This window comes from Shimia sp. MIT910701 (assembly GCF_047126315.1).
Lineage (GTDB): Bacteria > Pseudomonadota > Alphaproteobacteria > Rhodobacterales > Rhodobacteraceae > Shimia.
Genome location: NZ_CP138953.1, coordinates 2,623,507 through 2,646,874, shown reverse-complemented (window position 1 = coordinate 2,646,874; position 23,368 = coordinate 2,623,507). Strand labels below are relative to the sequence as shown.

Here is a 23,368-nt window from a genome sequence, read left to right as displayed (position 1 = left end):
CCTTTTTGCTTGTTAGCCTTTACGCCGCGTCTTCATCCGCCTGCTGACGGGTCCAGAGCTGCGCATAGCGGCCTTTTTTGTCCAACAGCGCCGCGTGCGTACCTTCTTCGATGACCTCGCCCTTCTCCAGCACCACAATCCGGTCCGCCTCGGCAATGGTGGAGAGACGGTGCGCGATGGTGATCACGGTACGGCCTTCGCCAGCCCGTGCCAGCGCTTCTTTGATGCCCTGTTCGGTATCAGTGTCCAGCGCTGAGGTGGCCTCGTCCAGAAGCAGGATTGGCGGGTTTTTCAGCAGTGTGCGGGCAATGCCGACGCGTTGCTTTTCACCACCGGAGAGCTTGAGGCCGCGTTCACCGACAGCCGTGTCATAGCCGTCCGGCAGCGCCGCGATGAAGTCGTGGATTTGTGCCGCCTTGGCGGCTTCGATCACATCCTCTTCTGTGGCCCCGTCGCGCCCGTAAGCGATGTTGTAGAGGATGGTGTCGTTGAACAGCACCGTGTCTTGCGGCACCACACCAATGGCGTCATGCAGGCTTTCCTGCTGCACATCGCGCACATCTTGACCGTCGATGCGCAGCGCGCCGTCTTGCACATCATAGAAGCGGAACAGCAGCCGTCCGATGGTGGATTTACCAGAACCGGATGCGCCCACGATGGCCACAGTTTGACCGCCAGGCACCGACAGGTCCACGCCTTTCAAAATGGCGCGGTCTTCGTCATAGCCGAAGGTGACGTTCTCCAGCTCAATGGTGCCATTCGTAACCGACAGAGGCACTGCATTCGGCTTATCCGAAATCTCCGCATTGTCATCCAGCAAGTCGAACATTTGCCCCATGTCCACGAGGCTCTGGCGGATTTCGCGATAGACAAAGCCGAGGAAATTCAGTGGCGCCATAACCTGAAGCATATAGGCGTTGACCATGACAAAGTCGCCGACGGTGAAGCTGCCATCGGTGACGCCTTTTGCGGCCATGACCATCACAGCGACCAAGCCCCCGTTGATGATCACCGCCTGCCCCATATTGATGAGTGCCAGCGAGTTTGCCGTTTTCAGTGCGGCGCCCTCATAGCCTTCCATGGCTTCGTCATAGCGCGTGGCCTCGCGCCGTTCGGCGCCGAAGTACTTCACAGTCTCAAAGTTCAGCAGACTGTCGACAGCGCGCTGGTTGGCCTCGTTGTCACGATCATTCATCACCCGACGGATGCGCACACGCCATTCGGTTACCGCGAATGTGAACCAGATATAGAGCGTCATGGTGCCCGCGACGACCAACAGGAAACGCCAGTCAAACAGGGTCGCCAACACCGCACATATCATCACAAGTTCAAGAAACAGCGGCCCGATCGAAAACAGCATAAAGCGCAACAGGAACGCCACGCCTTTGACGCCTCGGTCCATTACTCGGGTCAAAGCACCGGTACGGCGGGTCAAATGGTACCGCAGGCTCAACGCATGGATATGTTCAAACGTGGTGAGCGCCAAACGCCGCAGCGCCCGCACGCTGACCTTGGCGAACAACAGGTCGCGCAGTTGCTCAAACAGAACTGCCAGAAGTCGGTTGGTACCATAGGCCATGGTCAAGCCAACCGCGCCCAAAGCCAAAGGCGGAATGCCTTCCCCTGCGAGGGTATCGACCGCGCCTTTGTAGAGAATTGGGGTGAATACAGCGACCACTTTGGCGGCAATAAGCGCCAGCATGGCCAAGACAACCCGCACGCGCAGGGACGGCATGTCCTTGGGCCACAGGTAGGGCGCAACACTGCGTATGATGCGCAATCCCGAACGCCGTTCTTTATCCGCGATGTCGCGCGCGCTCTGAGATTGATCGACCATATGGCTTGCCTTTTGCGAGGGGTAGCCGGTCCAATCTAAGGAGTGATGGCAGGACTTGCCAGCCCTGCCCCGCTTTATTCTTCTGGAACTGTAAAGACTTGGCCCGGATAGATCAGGTCGGGATCGCGGATCTTGTCTTTGTTGGCCTCAAACACTTGAAGATAGAGCTGTCCCTCGCCATAGCGGTCTCGCGCAATCGCCCAGAGGGTGGCACCGGGTTGCACGGTCACGATGCGCACCGGTGATTGTGCTGCGGCGGGCTCCGGTTTGGTTTCGGGTTCAGACTGAGGCGTGTCTGCCGAAGCGTCCGTGGTGGTCGGTGATTCTGTTGCTACCGGAGTCGGCGGTGCTGCTTCCACCAAAGCAGTTTCCGGCTCAACTGCGGCTTCCGCTGAGGTTGTTTCTGCGTCGGGGGCCTGTTCATCAGCAGTTGCCGAGACTGCTTCAGTGTCTTTCTGAGCCGTTTCTTCTTCGGAGGTTGCAACATCTGTTGTCGGAGCCTCGGCTACATCCGTTGTAGCTTCAGGCTCGGCATCAGCCACCGCAGCTTCAACAGCGCTGTCTCCGCTTGCAGTTTCTGATTCTACGACGGTTTCAGAAGTTTTCTCAGTCGGAGCCTCAGCCTCCTGCGCGGCGGCCTCAGCCTCCGCCACTGCTTCCGCCTGAGCGCGTGCCTTTGCGACGGTTTCAGGGGTTTCGCGTTTGAACGGCGTTACCACGCGGGAGAGCACTTTGGCGGTTTCGTCCACCTCATCTGCGCGCAGTTCATAGAGGCCACCGGCCACGTTTTCCAGCTGCGTGGACCACAGGCCCGCGTCATCAATCTGTGTGGTCGCCGCCAAGGTGTTGTCCAGATACAGCCGCACAAAGGCACTTGGGTTGCCACGTCCGGAGACCATCACCGCACCGGCATCGGTATAGCTGATTGAGTCAATCGAAACGGCGGCCAGAACTTCCGGTGTGGCCTCTTCCGGCGCGGCCGGTTGCACCACGCGCACGCCCTCGGAATCCGACACAATCACCGCTGGTGCTTTGGGTTTTAGCGCGGGCTCTGCCGCAGCCATTTCTTCTTGAGTCTCCGATTTAGGCGCAACTTCAGTCGAATCTTCATTTGAATTTTCAACAACCTCTTCAATAGGTTGGTCGCCGTTATTCACCTGCGCTACAGTTTCTTCGGCCTCGGCAACAACGCTGTCTGATGCCGCGTCTTCGACCTCGGTGGTGGCGACATCAGGTTCAGAAGTCTCTGGCGCTACCTCTGGTTCGGCCACATCCTTCGCCGCAGGTTCTTCCACCGCCTCAGGAGTCGCCACAGCCTCCGCAACCGCCACAACCGGTGCGACGATCACCGTGGCATCCGAAGGCACATCGCCATCTTCGCGGCGCTCCACAAGGCTCAGGACCCGAGGCGCCTCACTGGGCTCGATGGCCAGTATAGCAGCAAATTTCCCAGCGATGTCGACAGGGGCCAAAGCGACCTCTGTCCCATCCAGCAGAATGCCCAACATGGCACCAGGCGCAGCCGCTCCGGCCACCACTGTGTTGCCTTCAGCATCCACCCGTACCACGTCAAAACTTGGCGCGATGGTTGGCGTGGGCTCTTCCTCAACAAGCACAGATGCCGCAGCCACCGGCTCTTCTTTTGGTTCTGGCTCCGCAACAGGTACACCGTCTTCAGCCACCTCAGCGACTTGCTCCTGCGTTTCCGCTTGTGCGGGCTGCGCCTCCGGCTCGGACACTTCCTCAGCGGTCTGCTCAGCCACCTTCGGCGTGGCGTCTGGTGCCGGGGCGGTCTCAGTGGTTGTGGCATCATTGACCGTCTGATCGCTGCCGTCCAACACGCCGGTCGCCACCAGCGCATAGACGGAGACGCCCATCGCCACCACAACTCCGGCCACCCAGACCACATTGCCGCTAAAAATTGATGCTTTGTCACTCATCGCCGAATATCCCCCGAAGTCGGCTGTCATTTGGTTGAGAGACCCTACCAACCCAGATATTGCTGGTCAAAAGAGCTTTGAACATATTGGAGAATTTCATGACCACACGCTCGATCTGTGTCTTTTGTGGTTCACGTTTTGGCGGCGATGCCGCCTATAAGGACGGCGCGGAGGCCTTTGGCGCGCGGTTTGGTGACAAAAACTGGCGTCTGGTATACGGCGCGGGCGATGTCGGGTTGATGGGCGCCGTGGCCAATGCGGCCCAAGCCGCCGGTGCGGACACCTTTGGCGTGATCCCTACCCACCTACTGGAATGGGAGGTGGGCAAACGCGACCTGACAAACTTCATCGTGACCGAAAACATGCACGAGCGCAAAAAGGTCATGTTTATGAATTGCGACGCCATTGTTGTCCTGCCAGGCGGCGCAGGCTCGCTCGACGAGTTCTTTGAGGTTCTCACTTGGCGCCAGCTTGGCCTGCATGAAAAGCCAATTGTGGTGCTGAATGTGAACGGGTTCTGGGACCCACTGGTTGGACTGCTGGACCACGTCATCGATCAGGGGTTTGCCGAGCAAAGCCTGAAGGATTTCATCCATGTGGCGGATGACGTAGGCAGCTTGGAAGCCATCCTGGACCGCGCTTTTGGGTAGATCAAAAAGCACCGATAAAACTGAGACAGCTTGCCGATAGCCGGCAAGCTTTTCTGTTTGTACCTGGAACCGCTTTAGGCAGCCGCCTGATTGGCCGCGTTGTCCTTCTGTTTGTCGGTTTTGTGCTGATCTTCGGTGCGACCGGCGCGCCAGTAGCTGGACAGGTAAATTTGATCCCGACCAACGCCGCGTTCGTTGCGATAATAGCTTCGCAAAGTCCGCATGCTGTCAAACTCGCATGCGGTCCAAACGCTGACACACCCTTCAAGCCACGGAAGCGATTTGATTTTGGAGACAAGATTGCCCTCAAGCTTTTCCGGCGACGGTGTCACGACCCAGTGCACTTCAATGCCTTCAGGCAGGTTCAGCTCTTGCTTGTCAGCTTCTGAGGTGACCTCAATAACCACATACCCTTTGATCGTTGCCGGCAGTCGCTCGATATTGCACATCAAAGCAGGGATCGCCGTCATGTCGCCGGCCAGGAACACCCAATCCGCCTCAGGGTCCACCATCTTCACAGACCCAGGTCCGCCAATCAGCATCCGGTCTCCAACTTTGGCATTTAGAGCCCAATCGGTCGCCAACCCACCCGTTTCACCGTGCAATGCAAAGTCCACGGCCATTTCGCCTTTCTCAGCATCGTAAGAACGGATGGAGTAAGTCCGCATGACCGGACGATCTGGATGCGCGCGTGGTGCCTCCAAAAAAATCAGCTTGATATAACCGCCTTCAAATCCTTCGGGAATAGTATGAATTTCGCTGCCGCCAAACCGCACGCGCATCATATTTGGCGTCACCTGCTCTGTACCCAGAACGTCCAATATCCGAGATTGCGGTCTTGCCATCGTCACTTCCCTTTTGAAATACGTGCGGAGATATATCCGATTAAATTACTCGATTAAACCACTCTTCGCGACGAGGGAAGTGATCTTTGCAAAAAACAACTTCTGCGTTTTTTCAAGATGAGACCTCGATCACGGTAATCTCAGGAACGACCCCAAAACGCACAGGCATAATCGAGCATCCAATGCCACCAGAAACCACAAGGTCGCGCCCATGTTCCCGCACATGGCCATAAGCAAAACGGTTGCCGTGACGTGACGGCACAATCGGAGACCATCCGAATAGTCTCACCTGCCCACCATGAGTATGACCGGAAACCGTTAGGCTGACACGATTGGGCATTTCAGAAAAGATGTCAGGCTCATGGGCCATCATCACGACTGGCGCCCCGTCGTCCGCTATTTGAGACAAAGTACCTGGCAAATCATCCAACCCTTGCCACTTACCATTCCGTCGGATTGCAATTTGATCCTCCAGACCGGCCAACCAAACGCCATGTCTCTCAATCTTTAGCGCTTGATTGGACAACATGGTAATGCCCTGCGACTGCAGCGCTTCGCCATACAAATTTGGGCCACCGCCCCGTTTCTACGCGCCAAGGTCATCCCACCAATCGTGGTTGCCCAATACACCGAAGACGCCTTGTTTGGCTTTGAGCTTGCCGAGGATCGGTGCAACGTCGCGGATTTTTACGGGTTTGGTGATGAAGCGATGCCCTGCCGCATAGTCCCCGAGCAGCAAAACAAGATCAGCATCCAACGCATTGACGCGTTTCACCAACTGTTCAATGCGTCCTAATCCGACATACGGTTCGCCCACATGCAAATCTGCCAAAAGCGCAATCTTGAGCGGGGGTGCAGTCCAATCATCCCGCCTGATGCGCCACTTTTTCACGCGCAAACGCAGAGCGGGCTCAATAAAGAACCCATAAGTGGCCGCAAAAAAGCCTGCCAGGATCACTCCCAGCAGGCCCTTGATAAATCCACGACGGGTCATGGATTACATGCGCGATGCAACGTTTTCCCAGTTCACCAGGTTGTCCAGGAAGTTGGACAGGTACACCGGACGCTTGTTGCGGTAATCGATGTAGTAGGAGTGCTCCCACACGTCACAGCCCAGCAGAGCAGTCTGACCGAAGCACAGCGGGTTCACGCCGTTCTCGGTTTTGGTTACGGCCAGGGAGCCGTCTGCGTTTTTAACCAGCCATGCCCAGCCAGAGCCAAACTGGCCGGCGCCAGCGGCGGAGAACTCGGATTTGAATTGTTCTATGGAGCCGAAGGTCTCTTTCAGAGCATCTTCCAGAGCGCCAGGCATTTTGCTTTCGCCAGGACCCATCATTTCCCAAAACTGGTTGTGGTTCCACAGCTGCGAAATGTTGTTGAAGATGCCGTTTTGGGCAACTGCATTGGCGTCATAGGTGCCAACGATGATTTCTTCCAGAGATTTGCCTTCCCACTCGGTACCGGCGATCAGCTTGTTGCCGTTGTCGACATATGCCTTGTGGTGCAGGTCGTGGTGGAATTCCAGCGTCTCTGCGGACATGCCTTTGTCGGCCAGAGCGTCGTGGGCATAAGGAAGATCAGGGAGTTGAAAAGCCATTGCAGCATCCTCTTCTGTTGCGCGAATTGTCTTTGCCTGACACATGTGGTCGAAAGCCCTGCAAGGTCAAGGGGAAAGCGGTAAAATGCGATGAGTGCAGAGCTCTTCCCCACTAAGATGCGCAGAATTACTTTTGCAGGGTGCAGGAACCATTGCCGGTTTCAGTGTTCGGATAGCCAAAGGCATTAAACGTCAGATGGGCCCGGTTGCGCTTCTTTTTGTACACCAAAGACCACTCAAGCGTCGCCTTTTGCCCACGACTGCTTATGACATCCACCAGACGCCAACGCACACGCATTTGTTTGTCATTGTCTTGAGCAAATTTTGCCTGCACCGGCGCCCGGTCGTGGCTCTTGGAAAGGCGATCTGTCACCTGGGCGCCGCCCTTACCATCAAACTCAACCAAAACCTCAGGCGATATGGTGCCATTACTCCCGCCGCCGCGGAATTTACAAATATACGTCTGCGCCTGCACAGTCGTCGCCGCAGCAAGAGAAAGGCCGAGCACAACAGAGATTGTCTTCAACATTGTTCAGAAACGTCCCAAAAGTGTTTTCGGTACAATAGGCGAGCAACACGCAACCACAAGTAGCAATTCTGTCACAGGTACGCGGCCTTTCGGCGACGCAGTTAGGCTCTACAGTGGAAGCCCACCTCGCCGCCCGGCTGCGCCGAAACCTTCAGCACGTCAAAGACATACTGTGCCACAGAGCGGAAACAGATAACCTCAAAGCTGCCATCTTCATTGCCCCAAACCGCCGCAGGTACTTGCGCGATACGCGAGCGACGGATGTCCCCAGCGCCAAACGCGTCTTTGGCAAAATCCACCGGGGCCAGTTTGGCCAGCACATCGCGGCTACTGTCGCCTGACAGACGGAACACAGCGCGGGCATCCGACACATTGGCCACCAGCGCATGGCTGTCTTTCAGAGCGTCCGTCAGGGTGGCAACGGTGGTATTGGCTGCCTCATAGTCCACAACAACCAGCAGCTCGTCTGGCGACATCCACGCCACCGCGCCTGTGTTTCCAGAAGTCACCTTGCGTACCTCAGGCACCGCCGCACCGGTTGCCGCAGTCACGGCCGCTGCCATCTCTTTGGACGACAGATCGCCACGCACCGTGATCATGCCACGCAGGCGGGTTTCCTCGACCTTGGCAAACCCATCGAACGTTACGCCATCCAGGGCGCTCACAGCCTTAGACATTCTGCTTCTCCCCGTCTTTGTCATAGAACACCGGATCGACCACTTTGGCCTTCACTGTGCTGCCGTCCACTTTGTTGAACTCCACCACATCGCCGAGGCGTTTCATGCCGCCGTGAATGAGGCCCATGGCAATGCCGCGGTCCAGCGTCGGCGAATAGTAGGTCGAGGTCACACGCCCCTGCACGTTGCGTTGGCCGTTGGCGTTGGTGCCATGGTTCACGATGTAAGCCCCATCCGGAATGACGGAGCCGTCTTCAGTTTCGAAACCCGCCAGCTTCCAACGGTCATCTGAGGCCATATGATCGCGCATCTGTGCACGTTTGCCCAGGAAGTCTTCTTTCTTCTTGGAGATCGCCCACTGCATGTTGAGATCCTGCGGGATCACCGTGCCGTCGGTTTCATCGCCAATCATGATGAAGCCCTTCTCGGCCCGCATCACGTGCAGCGCTTCGGTGCCATAGGGCATGATGTTGAATTCGGCGCCTGCTTCGAGCAGCGCATCCCAGAAGGCACGGCCTTGCGACGCTGGCACGGCGATTTCGTAGGACAGCTCGCCGGAGAAAGAAATGCGGTAGGCGCGGGCGTCAAAACCGCCGATCTTGCCGTCTTTCCACTCCATAAAGGCGAGTCCCTCTTTGGAGACATCCGTCTCGCCACCAAGTTTCTCGATCACCTTGCGGGCGTTTGGACCCACAACGGCAATCTGCGCATATTGCTCGGTGACATTGGCAGTATAAACCTGCCAGTCCCACCACTCGCACTGCAGCCAGTCTTCCATCCAGCCATGAATACGCTCGGCGCCGCCGGTGGTGGTGTGACAAAGGAAGGTGTCCTCATCGATGCGGGCGACAACGCCGTCATCAATCAGGAAGCCATTTTCGTTGCACATCAGGCCATAGCGGCATTTGCCCGGCTTCAGAGATGACATCATGTTGGTGTACATCATGTCGAGAAATTTGCCCGCGTCTGGACCCTTGACGATGATCTTACCGAGCGTAGACGCATCCAGTAGGCCCACACTGTCGCGGGTCTGACGGATTTCGCGGCTGACCGCATCGGCGTGGCTTTCACTGCCGCGCAGGAAGCAATACGGGCGCCGCCAATGGCCCACTGGTTCAAAGAAGGCACCGCTGGCCTCGTGCCAGTCGTGGATTGGTGTGCGGCGCAAAGGTTGGAACACCTCGTCGCGCGCCTCACCCGCGATCGCACCCATGGAAATAGGTGTGTACGGCGGGCGGAAGGTGGTGGTGCCCGTGGCCGGAATGGGCTGATTAAGCGCATCAGAAAGCACCGCCAAGCCGTTGATGTTGCTCAACTTGCCCTGATCAGTCGCCATCCCAAGCGTGGTGTAGCGCTTGGTGTGCTCGACGCTTTCGTAGCCCTCCTGCGCGGCCAGTTTCACGTCCGACACTTTCACGTCGTTCTGATAGTCCAGCCAAGCTTTCATACGTAGCTTTGGCCCTGCGCCCTGTGGCATCAACCAGCAGGCTTGCAGCGGCGCTTCGTCGTGCACCTCGCCTTTGGGCGCTTCAGCCGCAGTCACAATAAAACCTGCCGCCTCAGCTGCGGCTTCACCCGCTTTCAGGCCATCCACCAGCACGTCATCCAGTTTAAGCGGACCACTTGCGGTACCCGCTGTAGAAACAAAGGGGTTGCCATCATGGCTGGTGGGCGCACGGTCGGGATCAGGGCGGAAATGCGCCTGTACCTCGTCCCAGATCAGCTTGCCGCCACAATGAGACCACAGGTGCACCACCGGCGACCAACCGCCGGACATGGCGACTGCGTCACAGGCGATCTCTTCCAGAACAGCGCCCTCGCCCGCTTGCGAGCAGATCGCCACGCCAGTCACGCGCTTGCCGCCTTTGACCTTGGCAATGCCTTTGCCGTTTTCAACACGGAAGCCTTGTTCCCGTGCGGCATCGGCCAGAGGGCCACCGCCATTGGGACGTGCGTCAAGAATGACTGGCACATCGAGACCGTGGATCTTGAGTGTAAAGGCGGTGCGGTAAGCGTCATCATTGTTGGCCACAACCACCACGCGATCACCGGAGCTCACGCCGTGGTTGACGATGTAATCACGCATCGCGCTGGCCAGCATCACGCCGGGAATGTCGTTGCCCGCAAAAGACAGCGGGCGTTCGATGGCGCCGGTCGCGGTCACAATCTGTTTGGCACGGATCCGCCACAGGCGATGGCGCGGGCCATCCATCAAAGGCGCATGGTCGGTCAGGCGCTCATAGCCAAGGATGTAGCCGTGGTCATAGACCCCTGCCCCCATCATCCGGTTGCGCAGCGTGACGTTGTCCATCACCTCAAGCTCGGCCACGGTGGCGTCGATGAAGTCATCGACCTTCACGCCATCCACTTTGCCGCCATCGACCGGCGCGCGGCCACCCCAATGGGCGGTTTGCTCCATCAATAGGACTTTGGCACCGACTTTACCTGCCGCCTTGGCAGCCATCAGGCCAGCCACACCGCCGCCAACAACCACCACGTCAAAAAAGGCGTAGAAATGCTCATAGCGGTCCGCATCGCGATCTTTGGGCGCTTTGCCCAGCCCCGCCGAGTGGCGCACAATCGGTTCAAACACATGTTTCCAGGCCGCCGCGGGCGCCATAAAGGTTTTGTAGTAGAACCCTGCCGGTAGCGCGCGGGCGGCGTAGTTGTTGACCACGCCCACATCGAACTCCAGCGAGGGCCAGTGGTTCTGGCTGGTGCAGGTCAGCCCGTCATAGAGCTCGGTGGTGGTGGCGCGTTGGTTGGGCTCGAACTTGCCGCCTTTGCCAAGATTTACCAGGGCATTGGGCTCTTCCGCACCCGAGGCGACCACGCCACGTGGGCGGTGATATTTGAACGAGCGGCCCATCAGCATCTGGTCATTGGCCAGAAGTGCCGAGGCCAGCGTGTCGCCCTCAAAGCCGGTGAACTGCTTGCCGTTAAAGGAGAATGTCACCTGTTTGGATTTGTTCAACAGGCGTCCGCCGGTGGTCAGACGTGTGCTCATGAGAACTCCCTCCAGGTCCAGCCGGGGTATTTGGCCGTGATCTTGTCTTTGATGTCCTGCGGCGGCTCCAGCGTTTGCGCCGGATAGGTGCCAAAGACCTCAAGTGTCATGGTGCAGCGCGCGGCGTGGAAGAATTTGCCGCAGCCGTTGGAATGCCGCCAGCGCTCAAAATGCACGCCTTTGGGGTTTTCGCGCATAAAGAGGTAGCTTTCGAAATCCGCGTCATCAGAGCCGGGACCAAAGCGTTTGAGATGGGCCTCACCTTCGGCGTGAAGCTCGGTTTCCTCGGCCCAGACGCCGCAATAGGGGCATTGAAGGGTTAGCATTGTGCAATCTCCCAAGTAGTACAGAGGGCCGTGCCCGATCCGAGGGGGGAAACGAAGCGCCCGCCCGTGGGGGCGGATCGGGCGCTGCCCGGCGTTGCCGGGCGAACGAGGTTGAGAGGGAGCGCCATCAGTGCGCCACCCCTGCCGCAACGCTTTCGTCAATGAAACGACCTTCGATAAACCGTTCCATGCCAAACTCAGCGCTCAACGGACCCGGCTCACCTTTGGCGATCAGCTCAGCCGTGGCCCAGCCGCCGCCAGGGATGGCTTTGAAGCCGCCGGTACCCCAGCCTGCGTTGATGAAACAGTTGCCCAGAGGCGTCTTGCCAATCACCGGCGAGCGGTCGCCGGTCACATCCACGATGCCGCCCCACTGGCGCAGCATTTTGAGGCGGCTGACCATCGGGAAAGTTTCACAGAGCGCCCGCACAGTTTCTTCGATGTGGTGGAAGCTGCCGCGTTGGGTGTAGTTGTTGAACCCGTCGGTGCCGCCGCCAATCACCATCTCGCCTTTGTCAGATTGAGACATGTAGCCATGCACGGTGTTGGCCATCACCACCACATCCATACATGGCTTGATCGGCTCAGACACCAGCGCTTGCAAAGCTACAGATTCCATCGGCAGACGGAAGCCCGCCATATTGGCCAAGGCACCGGAGTTGCCTGCGACCACAAGGCCAAGCTTGTCACAATCAATTGGGCCTTTTGTGGTGTCGACGCCGACGACATTGCCACCTTCAGACCGCACGCCAACCACTTCACATTTCTGAATAATATCCATGCCCATGTCGGAGCACGCGCGGGCATAGCCCCAAGCCACCGCATCATGGCGACCAGTGCCGCCGCGCGCCTGCCAGAGACCGCCGAGCACCGGATAACGTGGGCCGTCGATGTTGATGATCGGCACCAGTTCTTTCACACGTTCCGGCCCGATAAACTCAGTGGTCACGCCTTGCAGCGCGTTTGCGTGCGCTGTGCGTTGATAGCCGCGCACCTCATGTTCGGTCTGCGCCAGCATGATCACGCCGCGCGGAGAGAACATGACGTTATAGTTCAAGTCCTGCGACATGGTCTCATAAAGTGAGCGCGCCTTTTCATAAAGCGCGGCAGAGCTGTCCTGCAGGTAGTTTGACCGGATAATCGTGGTGTTGCGCCCCGTGTTGCCGCCGCCAAGCCAGCCCTTCTCAATGATCGCGACATTGGTGATGCCAAAGTTCTTGCCCAAGTAAAATGCAGTGGCGAGACCGTGGCCACCCGCGCCCACGATGATCACGTCGTATTTTTTCTTGGGTTCCGGAGAGCGCCATGCGCGTTCCCAGCCCGAATGGTAGCGGGCGGCTTCGCGGGCGATGGCAAAGGCTGAATATCTTCTCATGAGCGTGATTCCGAATACGAGGCAACTTCTCCCAGTTTATGAACTTTTTGCTAAGTCGGTCACGGTGGTTAAAGCGCCTATTTGCAGACCGGTTGCGACATGTCGCGTCAGAATGCCGATTTTGCTTTCAGCCGCCTGTTCACAACACTACATGTGGTCCAGCACTTAGGAGGCCACATGATTTTCTGGATTGTTGCAGCTGCCCTAGCCCTCGTGACCGCTGGCTTGTTTGCGCTCGCATTGACACGTCGCGATGAAGAGGCGGAACACCCTGCCGCCTATGATTTGCGGGTTTATCGTGACCAGCTCAAAGAGGTCGATAAAGATCAAGCTCGGGGCGTGATTGGCGAAGAAGACGCCGCCCGTATGAAGACCGAGATCTCCCGGCGCATTCTGGCTGCCGATGCGCAGATGCAGAAAGCGGAGAGCGGTCAAGCCGAAGACAGCCAGCAATCTAGAGTAATTGCCGTGATCTTGGGCGCTGTGGTTCTTACCGGAAGTTTTGGCCTGTATTATAAACTCGGCGCACCGGGTTACCGTGATATGCCGCTGCAAGAGCGCGCGGCGGAGGCTCAAGCACGCCGCGACAATCGCGACCCACAGGCCGTGGCCGAAACCAAAGTGCCCGCCCGCCCTGCGGCGGAGGCGGGTGAAGAGTTTTTAGACCTTATGGCAAAGCTACGCAAAGCTGTGGCGGACAATCCAGAGGACTTGCGCGGTCAAGAGCTTTTGGCTCGTAACGAAGCCAGCCTCGGCAACTTGAGAGCCGCGCACGAAGCTCAGGCAAAGGTCATTGAAATCAAAGGCGACGATGCGACCGCAGGCGACTATGTTTTGCACGCCAACTTGCTGATCACCGCGGCGGGCGACTATGTCTCCCCAGAAGCTGAGGCCAGCCTCAAAAAGGCACTGGAGCTTGACCCGTTCAACAATCTGGCCCGTTATTATACCGGCCTGATGATGTGGCAGACCGGCCGTCCGGACGCGACGTTCCGCATCTGGGATCAGGTGCTGCGGCAAAGCCCCAATGACGCGCCGTGGGTGCCATCCATTCGCGCCACCATCACTGAATTGGCCTGGTACGCTGGCATTGACTACAAGATGCCTGCGCCGGTGCCAGCCCATTCCGCCGACGGTCTGTCCGGCCCTTCAGCCGAAGACATGGAAGCGGCAGGCGAACTGTCGGTTGAGGACCGTCAGGCGATGATCCAGGGCATGGTGGACCAGCTCTCAGATCGATTGGCAACCGAGGGCGGCACACCACAGGAATGGGCGCGTTTGATTGGGGCCTATGGCGTAGTAGGGGACCGCGCACGGGCCGAAGCGATCTGGAACGAAGCGCAGATTGTTTTTGCAAACGTGCCTGATGCATTAGAAATCGTGCGTATGGGTGCAGCACAGGCAGGTTTGGAATGAGCGAGATTTACCAAAGCATAGAAGAGATGGCCCCGGACTTGCCCGCGATGCAGGCGCTGATGGGGTTGGATCTGGGCACCAAGACCATTGGTGTGGCGGTGAGCGACAGCTTCCGCTCTGTGGCCACGCCGATTGAAACCGTGAAGCGCAAGAAATTTGGCGTGGATGCGCAGCGCCTCATCGAGATCATCCAAGACCGCAACATCGGTGGGATCATCCTTGGGTTGCCCATGAACATGGACGGCAGCGAAGGTCCACGGGCGCAATCCACCCGCGCCTTTGCCCGCAACCTGTCTGCCTTGGTTGAGGCACCGATTGGCTTCTGGGACGAGCGATTGTCCACCGTCGCGGCGGAAAGAGCGCTATTGGAGGCGGATACGTCACGGAAACGTCGCGCAGAGGTGATCGACCATGTGGCTGCGTCCTATATCCTACAAGGAGTGTTGGACCGTTTAAACCATCTTGGGAGTGCCTCGTGAGCAAAGACACCGTGTGGACGCGCGCCGAAGTCGAAAGTCCCTGTGTGAAACTCTGCGTTGTGCATCCCGAAGAACGGATCTGCACCGGGTGCCTGCGCACGATTGATGAAATCACCCAATGGTCCAAGATGGCGCCCGATGAGCGCAGCGAGATCATGCAGGAGCTGCCAAACCGCGCGCCACGGTTGAAGAAACGTCGAGGTGGTCGGGCTGCGCGCCTGAAGCGCTAAATCCAGACACCAGCCCAAACAAAAAGCGCGCCCGAAAGAGCGCGCTTTTCTCGTTTCTAAACTGTAGCTTTAGACAGTGGGCTCTGCATAAGCAGGGACCGGATCCGTAGTAACAGCACTTTCCACCACGTCCGTTTCCACAACCGACACATTGGCCGGTGTCATGCCCGCGCCAAAGACGGTGGCGACCGGGGCGCCGTCATAAGAGACCGTGAACCAGCCCTCACCCGCGTCCGCATCGGCATCAACCGTCACCGTGCCTGTGCCCTCACCTTCCGGCACCAGCAGCGCAAAGACGTCTTCGGCCACGTCAAAGTCTTCGATCACAGGCAGGTTGTCCGCATCCACCCAGGTCCCGGAGGCGAAGGTGTCGACGCCCGCGCCGCCTTCGGCAACATCGCCGGAGCCGAGGACAAAGGTGTCGTTGCCGTCACCGCCGCGCATGGTGTCTGCGTCCAGCACATCGCTGGCCGCGATGGTTTCGTCATCAGAGCCATCTTCGACGCCAACAAAGACATCGTCACCCAGACCGCCTTCCAAGCTGTCTTCGCCAACGCCCCCAATCAGCGTGTCATTGCCGCGACCGCCCAGAAGCGTGTCGGCCCCAGCTGCGCCAACAAGGCTGTCATCAGAGGTCTGGCCAGACAGGTGGTCGTCACCCTCGCCGCCTTCCAGCGTGTCATCGCTGTTGCCGCCCCAAAGCGAGTCATTGCCTTCTCCACCGGTCAAGCTGTCGTTGCCGTCACCGCCCAGCAGGCTGTCTTCCCCTTCGCCGCCATCCAGCGTGTCGTTGTCATCTTCGCCGTTCAGGTAGTCATTGCCCAAACCGCCGCTCAGAACATCCAGGCCCCGGCTGCCCATCAGACTGTCGTCGTCGTCGCCGCCATCGAGGGTGTCATCCCCCCAACCGCCAAACAGCGTGTCAGCGCCATCATCGCCGGTCAGGCTGTCATTAGATGTGCCGCCACCCATAAGGTCATCGCCAGCGCCACCGGCGAGAGTGTCCGCGTCGTTGCCGCCGGAGATCTTGTCATTCCCCTCGCCGCCATCAATCGCGTCTTCACCGTCGCCACCAAGAATGGTGTCATCGCCGCCAAGCCCCGTGACAGCGTCACCGCCTGCATCGGCTTCAATCCGGTCGCCTTCTTCGGTGCCGGCCAGCGTGTCTGCGCCCTCGGTCCCGGCGATCGGATCAACGGAAACCGTTGTTGGGTCACCCGGGTCCGTTGGGTCGGTCGGATCACTGGGATCAGTAGGGTCAGTTGGATCTGTAGGATCAGTTGGATCTACTGGATCGTCGCCACCGGTCGTGGTTGGATCACCGGTTGTCGGATCATCGTTGGTTTCTGGCTCCGTGCTGCTGTCGTCATCATCATCCGTAATTTCATAGATCAACGCGCCGCCGAGGACCGCAAGGCCCAAAATCCAAAGTAACTGCATCGCTTTACACCCTTGGTCCAAATAGAATTTTCAAAAGTTTAGCCAAAAATTCGTTTAAAATTAAGGAGACATTTTGCAGCGATAGTAAAATCGAAACAATGCGGCACCAAAGACCGTAACGTTTCCATCCTTGCAACGAAACATAGGGTATTGCCTACTTTTCAAGGACCGCCGTGCGACTTTAACGTCACGCCAAGGAAGCCAAAGCACGCGTGGGTGGTGTAGGGCAAAATGGAAAAAGCGATCCGGGAAAGTCCTCCCGGCGGCTCATATGAAAAACCCACGCAACGTCGATTCGTGTCTCATAAGGCCCAATTCCCCTCGGAGTGACAAAACACTGACCTTGGGGTTGCGAGAAAATCGCAGGTTTTCTTACAGACCCGCCGCTTTGCGCAGCATGTTCAGCGCGACCAGCGTCAAAAACACGGCAAACACCCGCTTGAGCGGTTTGGGGTCCATAGCATGGGCCAGCTTGACCCCCAAAGGTGCGGTCAGAAGCGTCATGGCAATGATCAGACCAAAGGCCACCATGTTGACCGCCCCAATTGTGAACGGCGGACGGGTTGCCGGATCAATCTCCATAAACAGAAAGCCAATCACCGCAGGCACGGCAATGGTCACACCAAAGCCTGCTGCCGTCGCCACAGCGCGGTGAATCGGCACATTAAACAACGTCATCAACGGAACGCCAAAGCTGCCCCCGCCAATACCCATAAGCACCGAGAGGAACCCGACACAGGGGCTGACAACCACACGTGGCAATCCGGTCGGCATCGCTTGTCCCAACCGCCAATGCGCCTTGCCAAAGCCCATATAGGCCCCAATCACCAACGCCAGACAGCCAAAGACCATTTGCAACGTCACGGAGCGCAAATTGGCCGCCACCAGCACGCCAATGAAGGCGCCGACAACAATGCCAGGCGCCCAGGTGCGCAGGATGTCCCAGTCCACCGCGCCCTTTTTGTTGTGGCTTGCCACAGAGCGCAACGATGTCACAATGATGGTCGCCAGCGAGGTCGCCAGACACACCTGCATCAGTTGCGGCCCATCGTAACCAAGCGCCTGAAACGCATAGAAAAACGCTGGTACTAAAACGATGCCGCCGCCAACCCCCAGCAGGCCGGCCAACACCCCGGCCACCCCGCCGATCACCAGCAAAAGCAGCAGCATTTGAATAAGCAAGGTAGGATCGTGGGCCATCAGTCTCTCCGGGATCGCGCGTTGAGCAGAGATAAAGCCCAAATCCCGACGGTTCGCAACCAACCTCGTCGCGACGCGTTACGCCGCCGCTTGGGTAACGTTTTCCAGTGCCGTCAGAACCGTATCCGGCCCTGCCCCCGGTTTGGTGGCATGTTCCGACAAATACCGCCGCCAGGCCCGCGCCCCGGGTTTGCCCGCAAACAACCCGAGCATATGCCGCGTGACCTGGTTGAGCTTGCCGCCCTTGGCGAGATGCGCCTCGATATAGGGCAGCATGTGCTGTACCACCTGTACGGGATCACTGTCCGCCCCGGCACCGTAGATCTCGCGATCCGCCGTGCTGAGTATATCAGTGGGGTTGTGATAGGCCGCGCGGCCAATCATCACCCCGTCCATGCCTTCGGCGAGGTGCGTTTTGGCCTCTTCCAAAGTGGTGACGCCGCCGTTGATCGACAAATGCAGCTCCGGAAAATCCCGTTTCATCTGATAGACCAGCGGATAGTCCAATGGTGGAATATCGCGATTTTCCTTGGGACTCAGACCCTGTAGCCACGCCTTACGCGCATGAATGGAAATGCGTTTTATGCCAGCACCTTGCATCTTATTTATAAAGTCAGGCAACACCTCTTTGGGCTCCTGGTCATCCACTCCGATCCGGCACTTGACGGTGACTTTGACATCTGTGGCGTCCTGCATGGCCCGAACGCAGTCCGCAACCAACTCGGGTGTTTTCATCAACACCGCGCCAAAGGTGCCAGACTGCACTCGATCCGAGGGACAGCCAACATTGAGGTTGACTTCATCATAGCCCGCAGCGGCACCAAGTTTCGTGGCAGCGGCCAGTTCCTGCGGATCACTGCCGCCAAGTTGCAAAGCGACCGGGTGCTCTTCGGTATTGTAATCCAACAGATGCACCGCCCCGCCCCGCACCAGCGCGGGGGCTGTGACCATCTCCGTATAGAGCAAGGTGTCCCGCGACAACAGCCGATGCAGATAGCGACAATGACGGTCCGTCCAGTCCATCATCGGGGCGACAGACAGGCGCGCGGCTCGATGAAGGTCTGACGCCTTGGAGGGGGACGTTGCGGTCACGTCAGTCATCAGATTGATCTCTCTTGCGGTTGGCCAAAGGGTGGCGTGTCAGCACTCGAAGCGACATACGTCGTGGGCACTACGATAGCGCAAGCGTATTCTGCAAGCCAAAATCCAGTCCCATTTTTGGAAAATGGTGCCCCCACACGGAACCTGTTTCTTATTGCAACTTGTTGCAAATCGTACTTCTGACCTTTTTCTGTTGCGGATTGTGACTGGCTTGCTCCGTAAACTGCAGCAGACCGTTGCAACATGATCCAACGTAAGTGTGGGGTAGAATGTGGGGCGGAATTTGTCGTCTTGACGGTTGGCTATGTTTTTGGTGTCGCTGCAACCTTTTCGGATCTCAGCCAACTTACCTTTGAGCCGCTAATTTTGAAGTTCACCATAACTCGAACAACAATTTTCTGATGAGACGACAAAGCTGACACAAAATTCGACGTCCCACAGTCAATTGTTGCAAACATTGCCATTTATGAATTTGTCGCAGTTCGAACCCATTTCGGTGGAATTTCTTCGAAAGTGCCTTGATCGAAATGCCTAGGCTCGCACTAAATAACAAAGCCGGAAGAAAGGCAAACTGTCATCCCAAAAGAGACAGGCGTGAATGTGCAAGCGGAATTTTTCCGCCGAATCGCAAAGTCTTAGTCAAGTGATCCAATAATACTGCCAGAAGTTCTGCACTCGGCCCTTTGCTGCCGTAGGATCAACACCCACCTAACGACGGCTTCCAGCCCAAAGAGAACATGACCTTGCTATAAGGATGGCAGGTTTCCAGAAATTCACAGCAGCCAGTTTGAAAGTCTTCTATGCGCAGATCCAATGATCCACACCAACCCGCCAGCTTCTTGCCCTTTCCGCCCAGCTGACTAGCTGATGAGTTTGGAATTAGTCACCAGCTTTTCCGCGGCAGGTTCGCTTGGCCAAGTGCAAAAAATAGAGAGGTCACAATCGTTCAACACTCTCCCTGTCTGCACCACAGCCATCTTGAGGCCGGTCTTGGATCCACCACAATGTCTCCAGGCGAACCAGAACTTACGTTTCTGGCTCAGGTGCGCGAAGCTTCAAATGCGGCCCAAGCTGTTGCAAAAGCTGCAAAATCGAACCCCGTTTTTCGTGCCGGTTCCAAGATCAGCTGCTCAGTGTCCAGCAACTTATGGATCGCGCCTTCCAGTTGCCCAACCACTTCCGGCGGGATCACCAAGGCACCATGCCGGTCCGCATGTACCAAATCGCCATCACGGATGCGCAGGCCAAATACCTCAACTTCTGTTCCAATTTCCCGCACATGGACGAAGCCATGACTTGGTCCTATGGAGCCTGCCAGCACGGGAAACCCGCTTGGCAAATCTCCCAGGTCGCGCATGACACCGTTGGTCAGTGCGCCGCTGACTCCAAGCCCTTTGTGAACGGTTGTGTTGATCTCCCCCCAATAAGCACCGATGCAGTTCGGAAAATCGACATCTTCAATCACCGTGATCGCTGGGCGCGGCCCGTCCGACATATGTTTGTAGTAGGCCATGCGTCGGGCTTTAATCACGTCAGGCGCCCCTTGTGGCGGTTCCAGCGCCGCGATTTTGGCAGTGCGGGCATAGCCCACCATAGCGCCGCCCTCAGGATCAGAACAGAGCATGGTGCCGCGCGTAAACTGATCAAAACCACGTTGACCTTGGGCCACTTCAATGGCGTTGCAAACGGTCGGGGTATCCACTGATTGCAGCAGTTTCAAAAGGGTGTCGTTCATAGGCTCTCCAGCCAGCGGGTCAACGCTGCATTGGTAATTCGGGGTTGCTCCAAGGTCGGTAAATGCCCCGCGTTTTCAACAATCTGTAATGTGCTGCCCGGGATCAAATTTTGCATCAATCGGTGGCGTTCGACGGGGCACAGGCTGTCCTCCCGACCGCAAAGGATTAGCGTTTCGCCGGAGTAACTCCGCAGGGTTTCCGTTTGATCTTTGCGATCACGCAAGGCTTTGGACTGTCTAACAAAAATATCTGGCCCAAGGTCGGTGGCCATGGCCATGCAAAGGTCCAAGATCTTGCCTTGATTAGGTCCATCCGCAAGGTAATTAGGCTTCATCTCCTCGCGCATCACGCGCCGCATGTCTCCCGCCAAAGTGGAGGCTATTTGAAGCGCTCGGCGGTCTTTTGTCGCCTCGGATTCCGCAAGCGGGTTGGTGTCCATCAAGGCTAGCCCCACAATGCGGTCTCGCGCTTGTCGCAACATCTCCATGGCGACAATGCCGCCCATCGACAGCCCCGCCAGAGCGAACTTTGGAGGCGCGTTTTGCAACACTTCTGTGGCGAGTTTCTCAATGGTTTTCTGCCCGCCCAGCGGCGCCGTCATGATCGGATAGCGTCCAGACAAAGCGTTGATTTGCGGGCCAAAAAGGCGCGCATCACACATCATACCGGGGAGCAAAACCAAAGGTGTCATGACAGCGCTGCGGCTCCTTCGCTGAGGGCTGCCAGTTTGGCATAAGCAATATCGGGATCGACCGCGCCAAATCCTGCGAAAGTCCCGAAGCCGCAGTCGCTTCCGGCGATCACACGGTCCGCGCCAACGATATCACTAAAGCGTTGAATACGCTGAGAAACCAGCTCAGGATGCTCGACAAAATTGGTGGTGGTATCCACCACTCCGGGCACAAGTATTTTGTCGTCGGGGATTTCAGATTTGCGGTCTCGAAACACCGTCCACTCATGCGCATGACGCGGATTGGAGGTTTCAAACAGCACATAGCGGGATTTGGTCGCCATCAAAGTGCTGAACACCTTGTCCATCGGGATGTCGCAACAATGGGGACCCTCGTAATTTCCCCAACAAATATGGACCCTTACGCGATCTTGCGGCACGTTTTGCAGGGCGTGATTGAGCGCCTCTACATGCATATTCGCGATCTTGAGGAACTCGTCATCGCTCAGATCATTGAACAACATATGGCGGGACAGGGCCAAATCTGGGCAGTCCAATTGCAGGTCTAAGCCATTGGAAACAATGGTTTCATACTCGTCCTTCATGGCATCCGCGAGGGCCGCCAGATAGTCTTCACGACTGGCATAATGATCATTCTGCAAGAACAGCGAGATCACCCCTGGCGAGGCGGCATTCATAAAACCACGCTCCACGCCGTGAGCCGCCATGGCGGCCTTCAGGTTACTGATATCTTTCATCAATTCCCCCTGCCCTTTGCTGCGCACCTCTCCGGTGCACTTGGGGCGGGCGTATTGCGGTGTGCCGCCATCATCGGCCAATCGCTTCAGGAAAGACGGGAACATCTTGAGGCCTGCTGGTGCGTTGCGCTCGCTGTCGCCCGAGAACCCCGTGTAGCGGTCTTTTACATAAGTGGCGTAGGAAATTTTGCTGGTTTCCCCGTCGCTTACAATATCGACACCCGCGTCGACCTGTTTGCGTACCGTCTCGTCCACGGCAGCGGTCATGGCTGCATCGAAAGCCGCCGGATCATAGGGTTTTTCGTGCTCACGCGCAAAGATGAAATCCACCACCTCTTGGGTACGTGGCAGGCTGCCCACATGGGTTGTTAAGATTTTGCTCATCGCGCCGTTTTCCCTGTCTGTTTCCCGTCAGTATCGCGTCGGTAACGCGGAGGTGCACTCCGCAACCCGACACCGTTAACGTTTGAGCGCCTCGCGCGGCAGTGAGTGCCGCCGCGCGAGGCCTAAGGTTTTAGCCGGTCCAGGTGGCACCAGCGGCATCGTCTGTTGCGGTGATGCGGTAGAGCCCCGCTTCCCCCGTCATCGAAGGGGTCACGCTGTAGCTTTCGCCCGGCAGTACCACGGCCGTGTCCCCTGCGGACAAGGTGACCTCCACGTCGTCGATAGTGATGCGCCAGTGGCCACTGGCGGGCATCAGCACCACCGGCTGCGCAGTGGTCACGGGTTCTGTCACGGCGGACCCGCGCGTCAGGAAGTCGACCTCAAACCCGGGCTTGTCTTTGATGATCGCGTCCTCGCCGATCACCTTGGCTGGCTTTTTTACCGCCAACGCCATCAAATCCCAATAGCGCGCCACATAGGGCATCACCTCTTCCACTGGCACTTCGGGGAAGGCTTTTAATTCTTCCTCGGTCAACAACGGCATGGGGCGCACGTTGTGTGGCAGCTCTTCGCCCTTCTTGCTGTCATAAAGCACGCCGTTGTCACCCAGCATCAAACCATGCGCCTGCGCATCTTCAATCACGTGCGGCGCCCAAGTGACGCCCCCACCCGCATCATCCCCGCCAAGGATCGCCATGATCATCCCGTAATCCTGACCAACGTTTTCAAAACCACGGAAGATGCCGGTGGGAATGTTAAAGATATCACCTTCTTCAGCAATGAACTCACCGGCGTCGCCGTGCAGGCCCCAGAAAAAGCGCCAACGGCCTTTAGCCACGAAGAACACTTCAGCGGTGGTGTGGCTGTGCAAGCTGTTGCGACATTTGGGCGGCTGTCCCGCTGCGCCGATGTTAAAACCGATCTTATCGGTGATGTGCACATGCTGATCCGGGGACTCGGACACGCCGCCGCCGACGATTGTGAAGTTTTCTTTCTGATCGCTGCCCGGTGTGTGGGCGTCAATGAAGGCCGTTTTGCAGGGTTTCAAGTCGCCGTAGCGCACAATGCGGGATTGGATAGAACTCATCTTTTGTCTCCTTGTGGGGTTTGGATTGGGATCGAAGTAGACCCCGCCCCGGGAGGACGGTTGTTGAGACGGCGTGCGCGCAAT

22 protein-coding genes are annotated in these 23,368 nt (G+C 57.6%); 4 read left to right on the top strand and 18 right to left on the bottom strand.

What is annotated here, in order from left to right; translation table 11 throughout:
• Nucleotides 1–19 precede the first annotated feature (19 nt).
• Nucleotides 20–1,837, bottom strand: coding sequence for an ABCB family ABC transporter ATP-binding protein/permease (locus SIB38_RS12780; protein WP_412550296.1), 1,818 nt, complete (start codon nt 1,835–1,837; stop codon nt 20–22).
• A 74-nt stretch (nt 1,838–1,911) separates the two neighbouring features.
• Nucleotides 1,912–3,777 (bottom strand): LysM peptidoglycan-binding domain-containing protein, encoded by a 1,866-nt coding sequence (locus SIB38_RS12775; RefSeq protein ID WP_412550295.1) that lies wholly within the window; start codon nt 3,775–3,777, stop codon nt 1,912–1,914.
• 98 nt (nt 3,778–3,875) lie between these two features.
• On the opposite strand from SIB38_RS12775, the gene SIB38_RS12770 reads away from it, so the two are divergent.
• Nucleotides 3,876–4,427 carry a TIGR00730 family Rossman fold protein gene (locus SIB38_RS12770; RefSeq protein WP_294118740.1) on the top strand — a complete coding sequence of 184 codons (552 nt, stop codon included), beginning with the start codon at nt 3,876–3,878 and terminating at the stop codon, nt 4,425–4,427.
• 74 nt (nt 4,428–4,501) lie between these two features.
• On the opposite strand, the gene SIB38_RS12765 is transcribed toward SIB38_RS12770, so the two are convergent.
• The 9 genes from SIB38_RS12765 to SIB38_RS12725 all read right to left on the bottom strand — a co-directional run bounded on the left by SIB38_RS12765 (nt 4,502) and on the right by SIB38_RS12725 (nt 12,783).
• A complete protein-coding gene (locus SIB38_RS12765; RefSeq protein ID WP_412550294.1) occupies nt 4,502–5,272 on the bottom strand; it encodes a siderophore-interacting protein in 771 nt (256 codons plus the stop codon).
• 112 nt (nt 5,273–5,384) lie between these two features.
• The gene (locus SIB38_RS12760) at nt 5,385–5,801 is read right to left on the bottom strand and encodes a metallophosphoesterase (protein ID WP_412550293.1); all 417 of its coding nucleotides are present in this window, start codon (nt 5,799–5,801) and stop codon (nt 5,385–5,387) included.
• A gap of 57 nt (nt 5,802–5,858) precedes the next feature.
• Nucleotides 5,859–6,266 (bottom strand): metallophosphoesterase, encoded by a 408-nt coding sequence (locus SIB38_RS12755; protein ID WP_412550292.1) that lies wholly within the window; start codon nt 6,264–6,266, stop codon nt 5,859–5,861.
• Between the two features lie 3 nt (nt 6,267–6,269).
• Entirely contained in the window at nt 6,270–6,869 is a 600-nt protein-coding gene (locus SIB38_RS12750; protein ID WP_294118732.1) for a superoxide dismutase, read from the bottom strand.
• A gap of 127 nt (nt 6,870–6,996) precedes the next feature.
• The gene (locus SIB38_RS12745; RefSeq protein WP_294118731.1) at nt 6,997–7,398 is read right to left on the bottom strand and encodes a hypothetical protein; all 402 of its coding nucleotides are present in this window, start codon (nt 7,396–7,398) and stop codon (nt 6,997–6,999) included.
• 101 nt (nt 7,399–7,499) lie between these two features.
• Nucleotides 7,500–8,075, bottom strand: a complete 576-nt coding sequence (locus tag SIB38_RS12740; RefSeq protein WP_412550291.1) for a sarcosine oxidase subunit gamma — start codon at nt 8,073–8,075, stop codon at nt 7,500–7,502.
• The gene (locus SIB38_RS12735; protein ID WP_412550290.1) at nt 8,068–11,082 is read right to left on the bottom strand and encodes a sarcosine oxidase subunit alpha family protein; all 3,015 of its coding nucleotides are present in this window, start codon (nt 11,080–11,082) and stop codon (nt 8,068–8,070) included. The genes SIB38_RS12740 and SIB38_RS12735 overlap by 8 nt, the downstream gene beginning before the upstream one ends.
• The gene (locus tag SIB38_RS12730; RefSeq protein ID WP_294118727.1) at nt 11,079–11,408 is read right to left on the bottom strand and encodes a sarcosine oxidase subunit delta; all 330 of its coding nucleotides are present in this window, start codon (nt 11,406–11,408) and stop codon (nt 11,079–11,081) included. The genes SIB38_RS12735 and SIB38_RS12730 overlap by 4 nt, the downstream gene beginning before the upstream one ends.
• Before the next feature lie 127 nt (nt 11,409–11,535).
• Nucleotides 11,536–12,783, bottom strand: coding sequence for a sarcosine oxidase subunit beta family protein (locus SIB38_RS12725; RefSeq protein WP_294118726.1), 1,248 nt, complete (start codon nt 12,781–12,783; stop codon nt 11,536–11,538).
• Between the two features lie 177 nt (nt 12,784–12,960).
• Between SIB38_RS12725 and ccmI the strand changes: the two genes are divergently transcribed.
• From ccmI to SIB38_RS12710, 3 genes are read left to right on the top strand one after another with little or no spacing between them, the layout of a single operon-like run.
• Nucleotides 12,961–14,199, top strand: a complete 1,239-nt coding sequence (ccmI, locus tag SIB38_RS12720; protein ID WP_412550289.1) for a c-type cytochrome biogenesis protein CcmI — start codon at nt 12,961–12,963, stop codon at nt 14,197–14,199.
• Entirely contained in the window at nt 14,196–14,678 is a 483-nt protein-coding gene (gene ruvX / locus SIB38_RS12715; RefSeq protein ID WP_294118724.1) for a Holliday junction resolvase RuvX, read from the top strand. The genes ccmI and ruvX overlap by 4 nt, the downstream gene beginning before the upstream one ends.
• Nucleotides 14,675–14,908, top strand: a complete 234-nt coding sequence (locus tag SIB38_RS12710; protein ID WP_294118722.1) for a DUF1289 domain-containing protein — start codon at nt 14,675–14,677, stop codon at nt 14,906–14,908. The genes ruvX and SIB38_RS12710 overlap by 4 nt, the downstream gene beginning before the upstream one ends.
• Nucleotides 14,909–14,977: 69 nt before the next feature.
• Here the strand turns inward: SIB38_RS12710 and SIB38_RS12705 are convergent, their stop codons facing one another.
• The 7 genes from SIB38_RS12705 to SIB38_RS12675 form a co-directional block, all read right to left on the bottom strand.
• The gene (locus SIB38_RS12705) at nt 14,978–16,348 is read right to left on the bottom strand and encodes a calcium-binding protein (protein ID WP_412550288.1); all 1,371 of its coding nucleotides are present in this window, start codon (nt 16,346–16,348) and stop codon (nt 14,978–14,980) included.
• Nucleotides 16,349–16,720: 372 nt separating this feature from the next.
• Entirely contained in the window at nt 16,721–17,548 is an 828-nt protein-coding gene (locus tag SIB38_RS12700) for a sulfite exporter TauE/SafE family protein (protein ID WP_294118716.1), read from the bottom strand.
• A gap of 78 nt (nt 17,549–17,626) precedes the next feature.
• Complete coding sequence (dusA, locus tag SIB38_RS12695) at nt 17,627–18,649, bottom strand: tRNA dihydrouridine(20/20a) synthase DusA (protein ID WP_294118714.1); 1,023 nt, start codon at nt 18,647–18,649, stop codon at nt 17,627–17,629.
• Between the two features lie 1,039 nt (nt 18,650–19,688).
• Nucleotides 19,689–20,384, bottom strand: a complete 696-nt coding sequence (locus SIB38_RS12690; RefSeq protein WP_294118713.1) for an RraA family protein — start codon at nt 20,382–20,384, stop codon at nt 19,689–19,691.
• Nucleotides 20,381–21,076: an alpha/beta fold hydrolase gene (locus SIB38_RS12685; RefSeq protein ID WP_294118711.1), complete on the bottom strand. Its 696-nt coding sequence runs from the start codon at nt 21,074–21,076 to the stop codon at nt 20,381–20,383. Before SIB38_RS12685 ends, SIB38_RS12690 begins: the two co-directional genes overlap by 4 nt.
• Complete coding sequence (locus tag SIB38_RS12680) at nt 21,073–22,197, bottom strand: cobalamin-independent methionine synthase II family protein (RefSeq protein ID WP_412550287.1); 1,125 nt, start codon at nt 22,195–22,197, stop codon at nt 21,073–21,075. Before SIB38_RS12680 ends, SIB38_RS12685 begins: the two co-directional genes overlap by 4 nt.
• Before the next feature lie 130 nt (nt 22,198–22,327).
• Nucleotides 22,328–23,284, bottom strand: coding sequence for a cupin (locus SIB38_RS12675; RefSeq protein WP_412550286.1), 957 nt, complete (start codon nt 23,282–23,284; stop codon nt 22,328–22,330).
• Nucleotides 23,285–23,368: the final 84 nt, after the last annotated feature.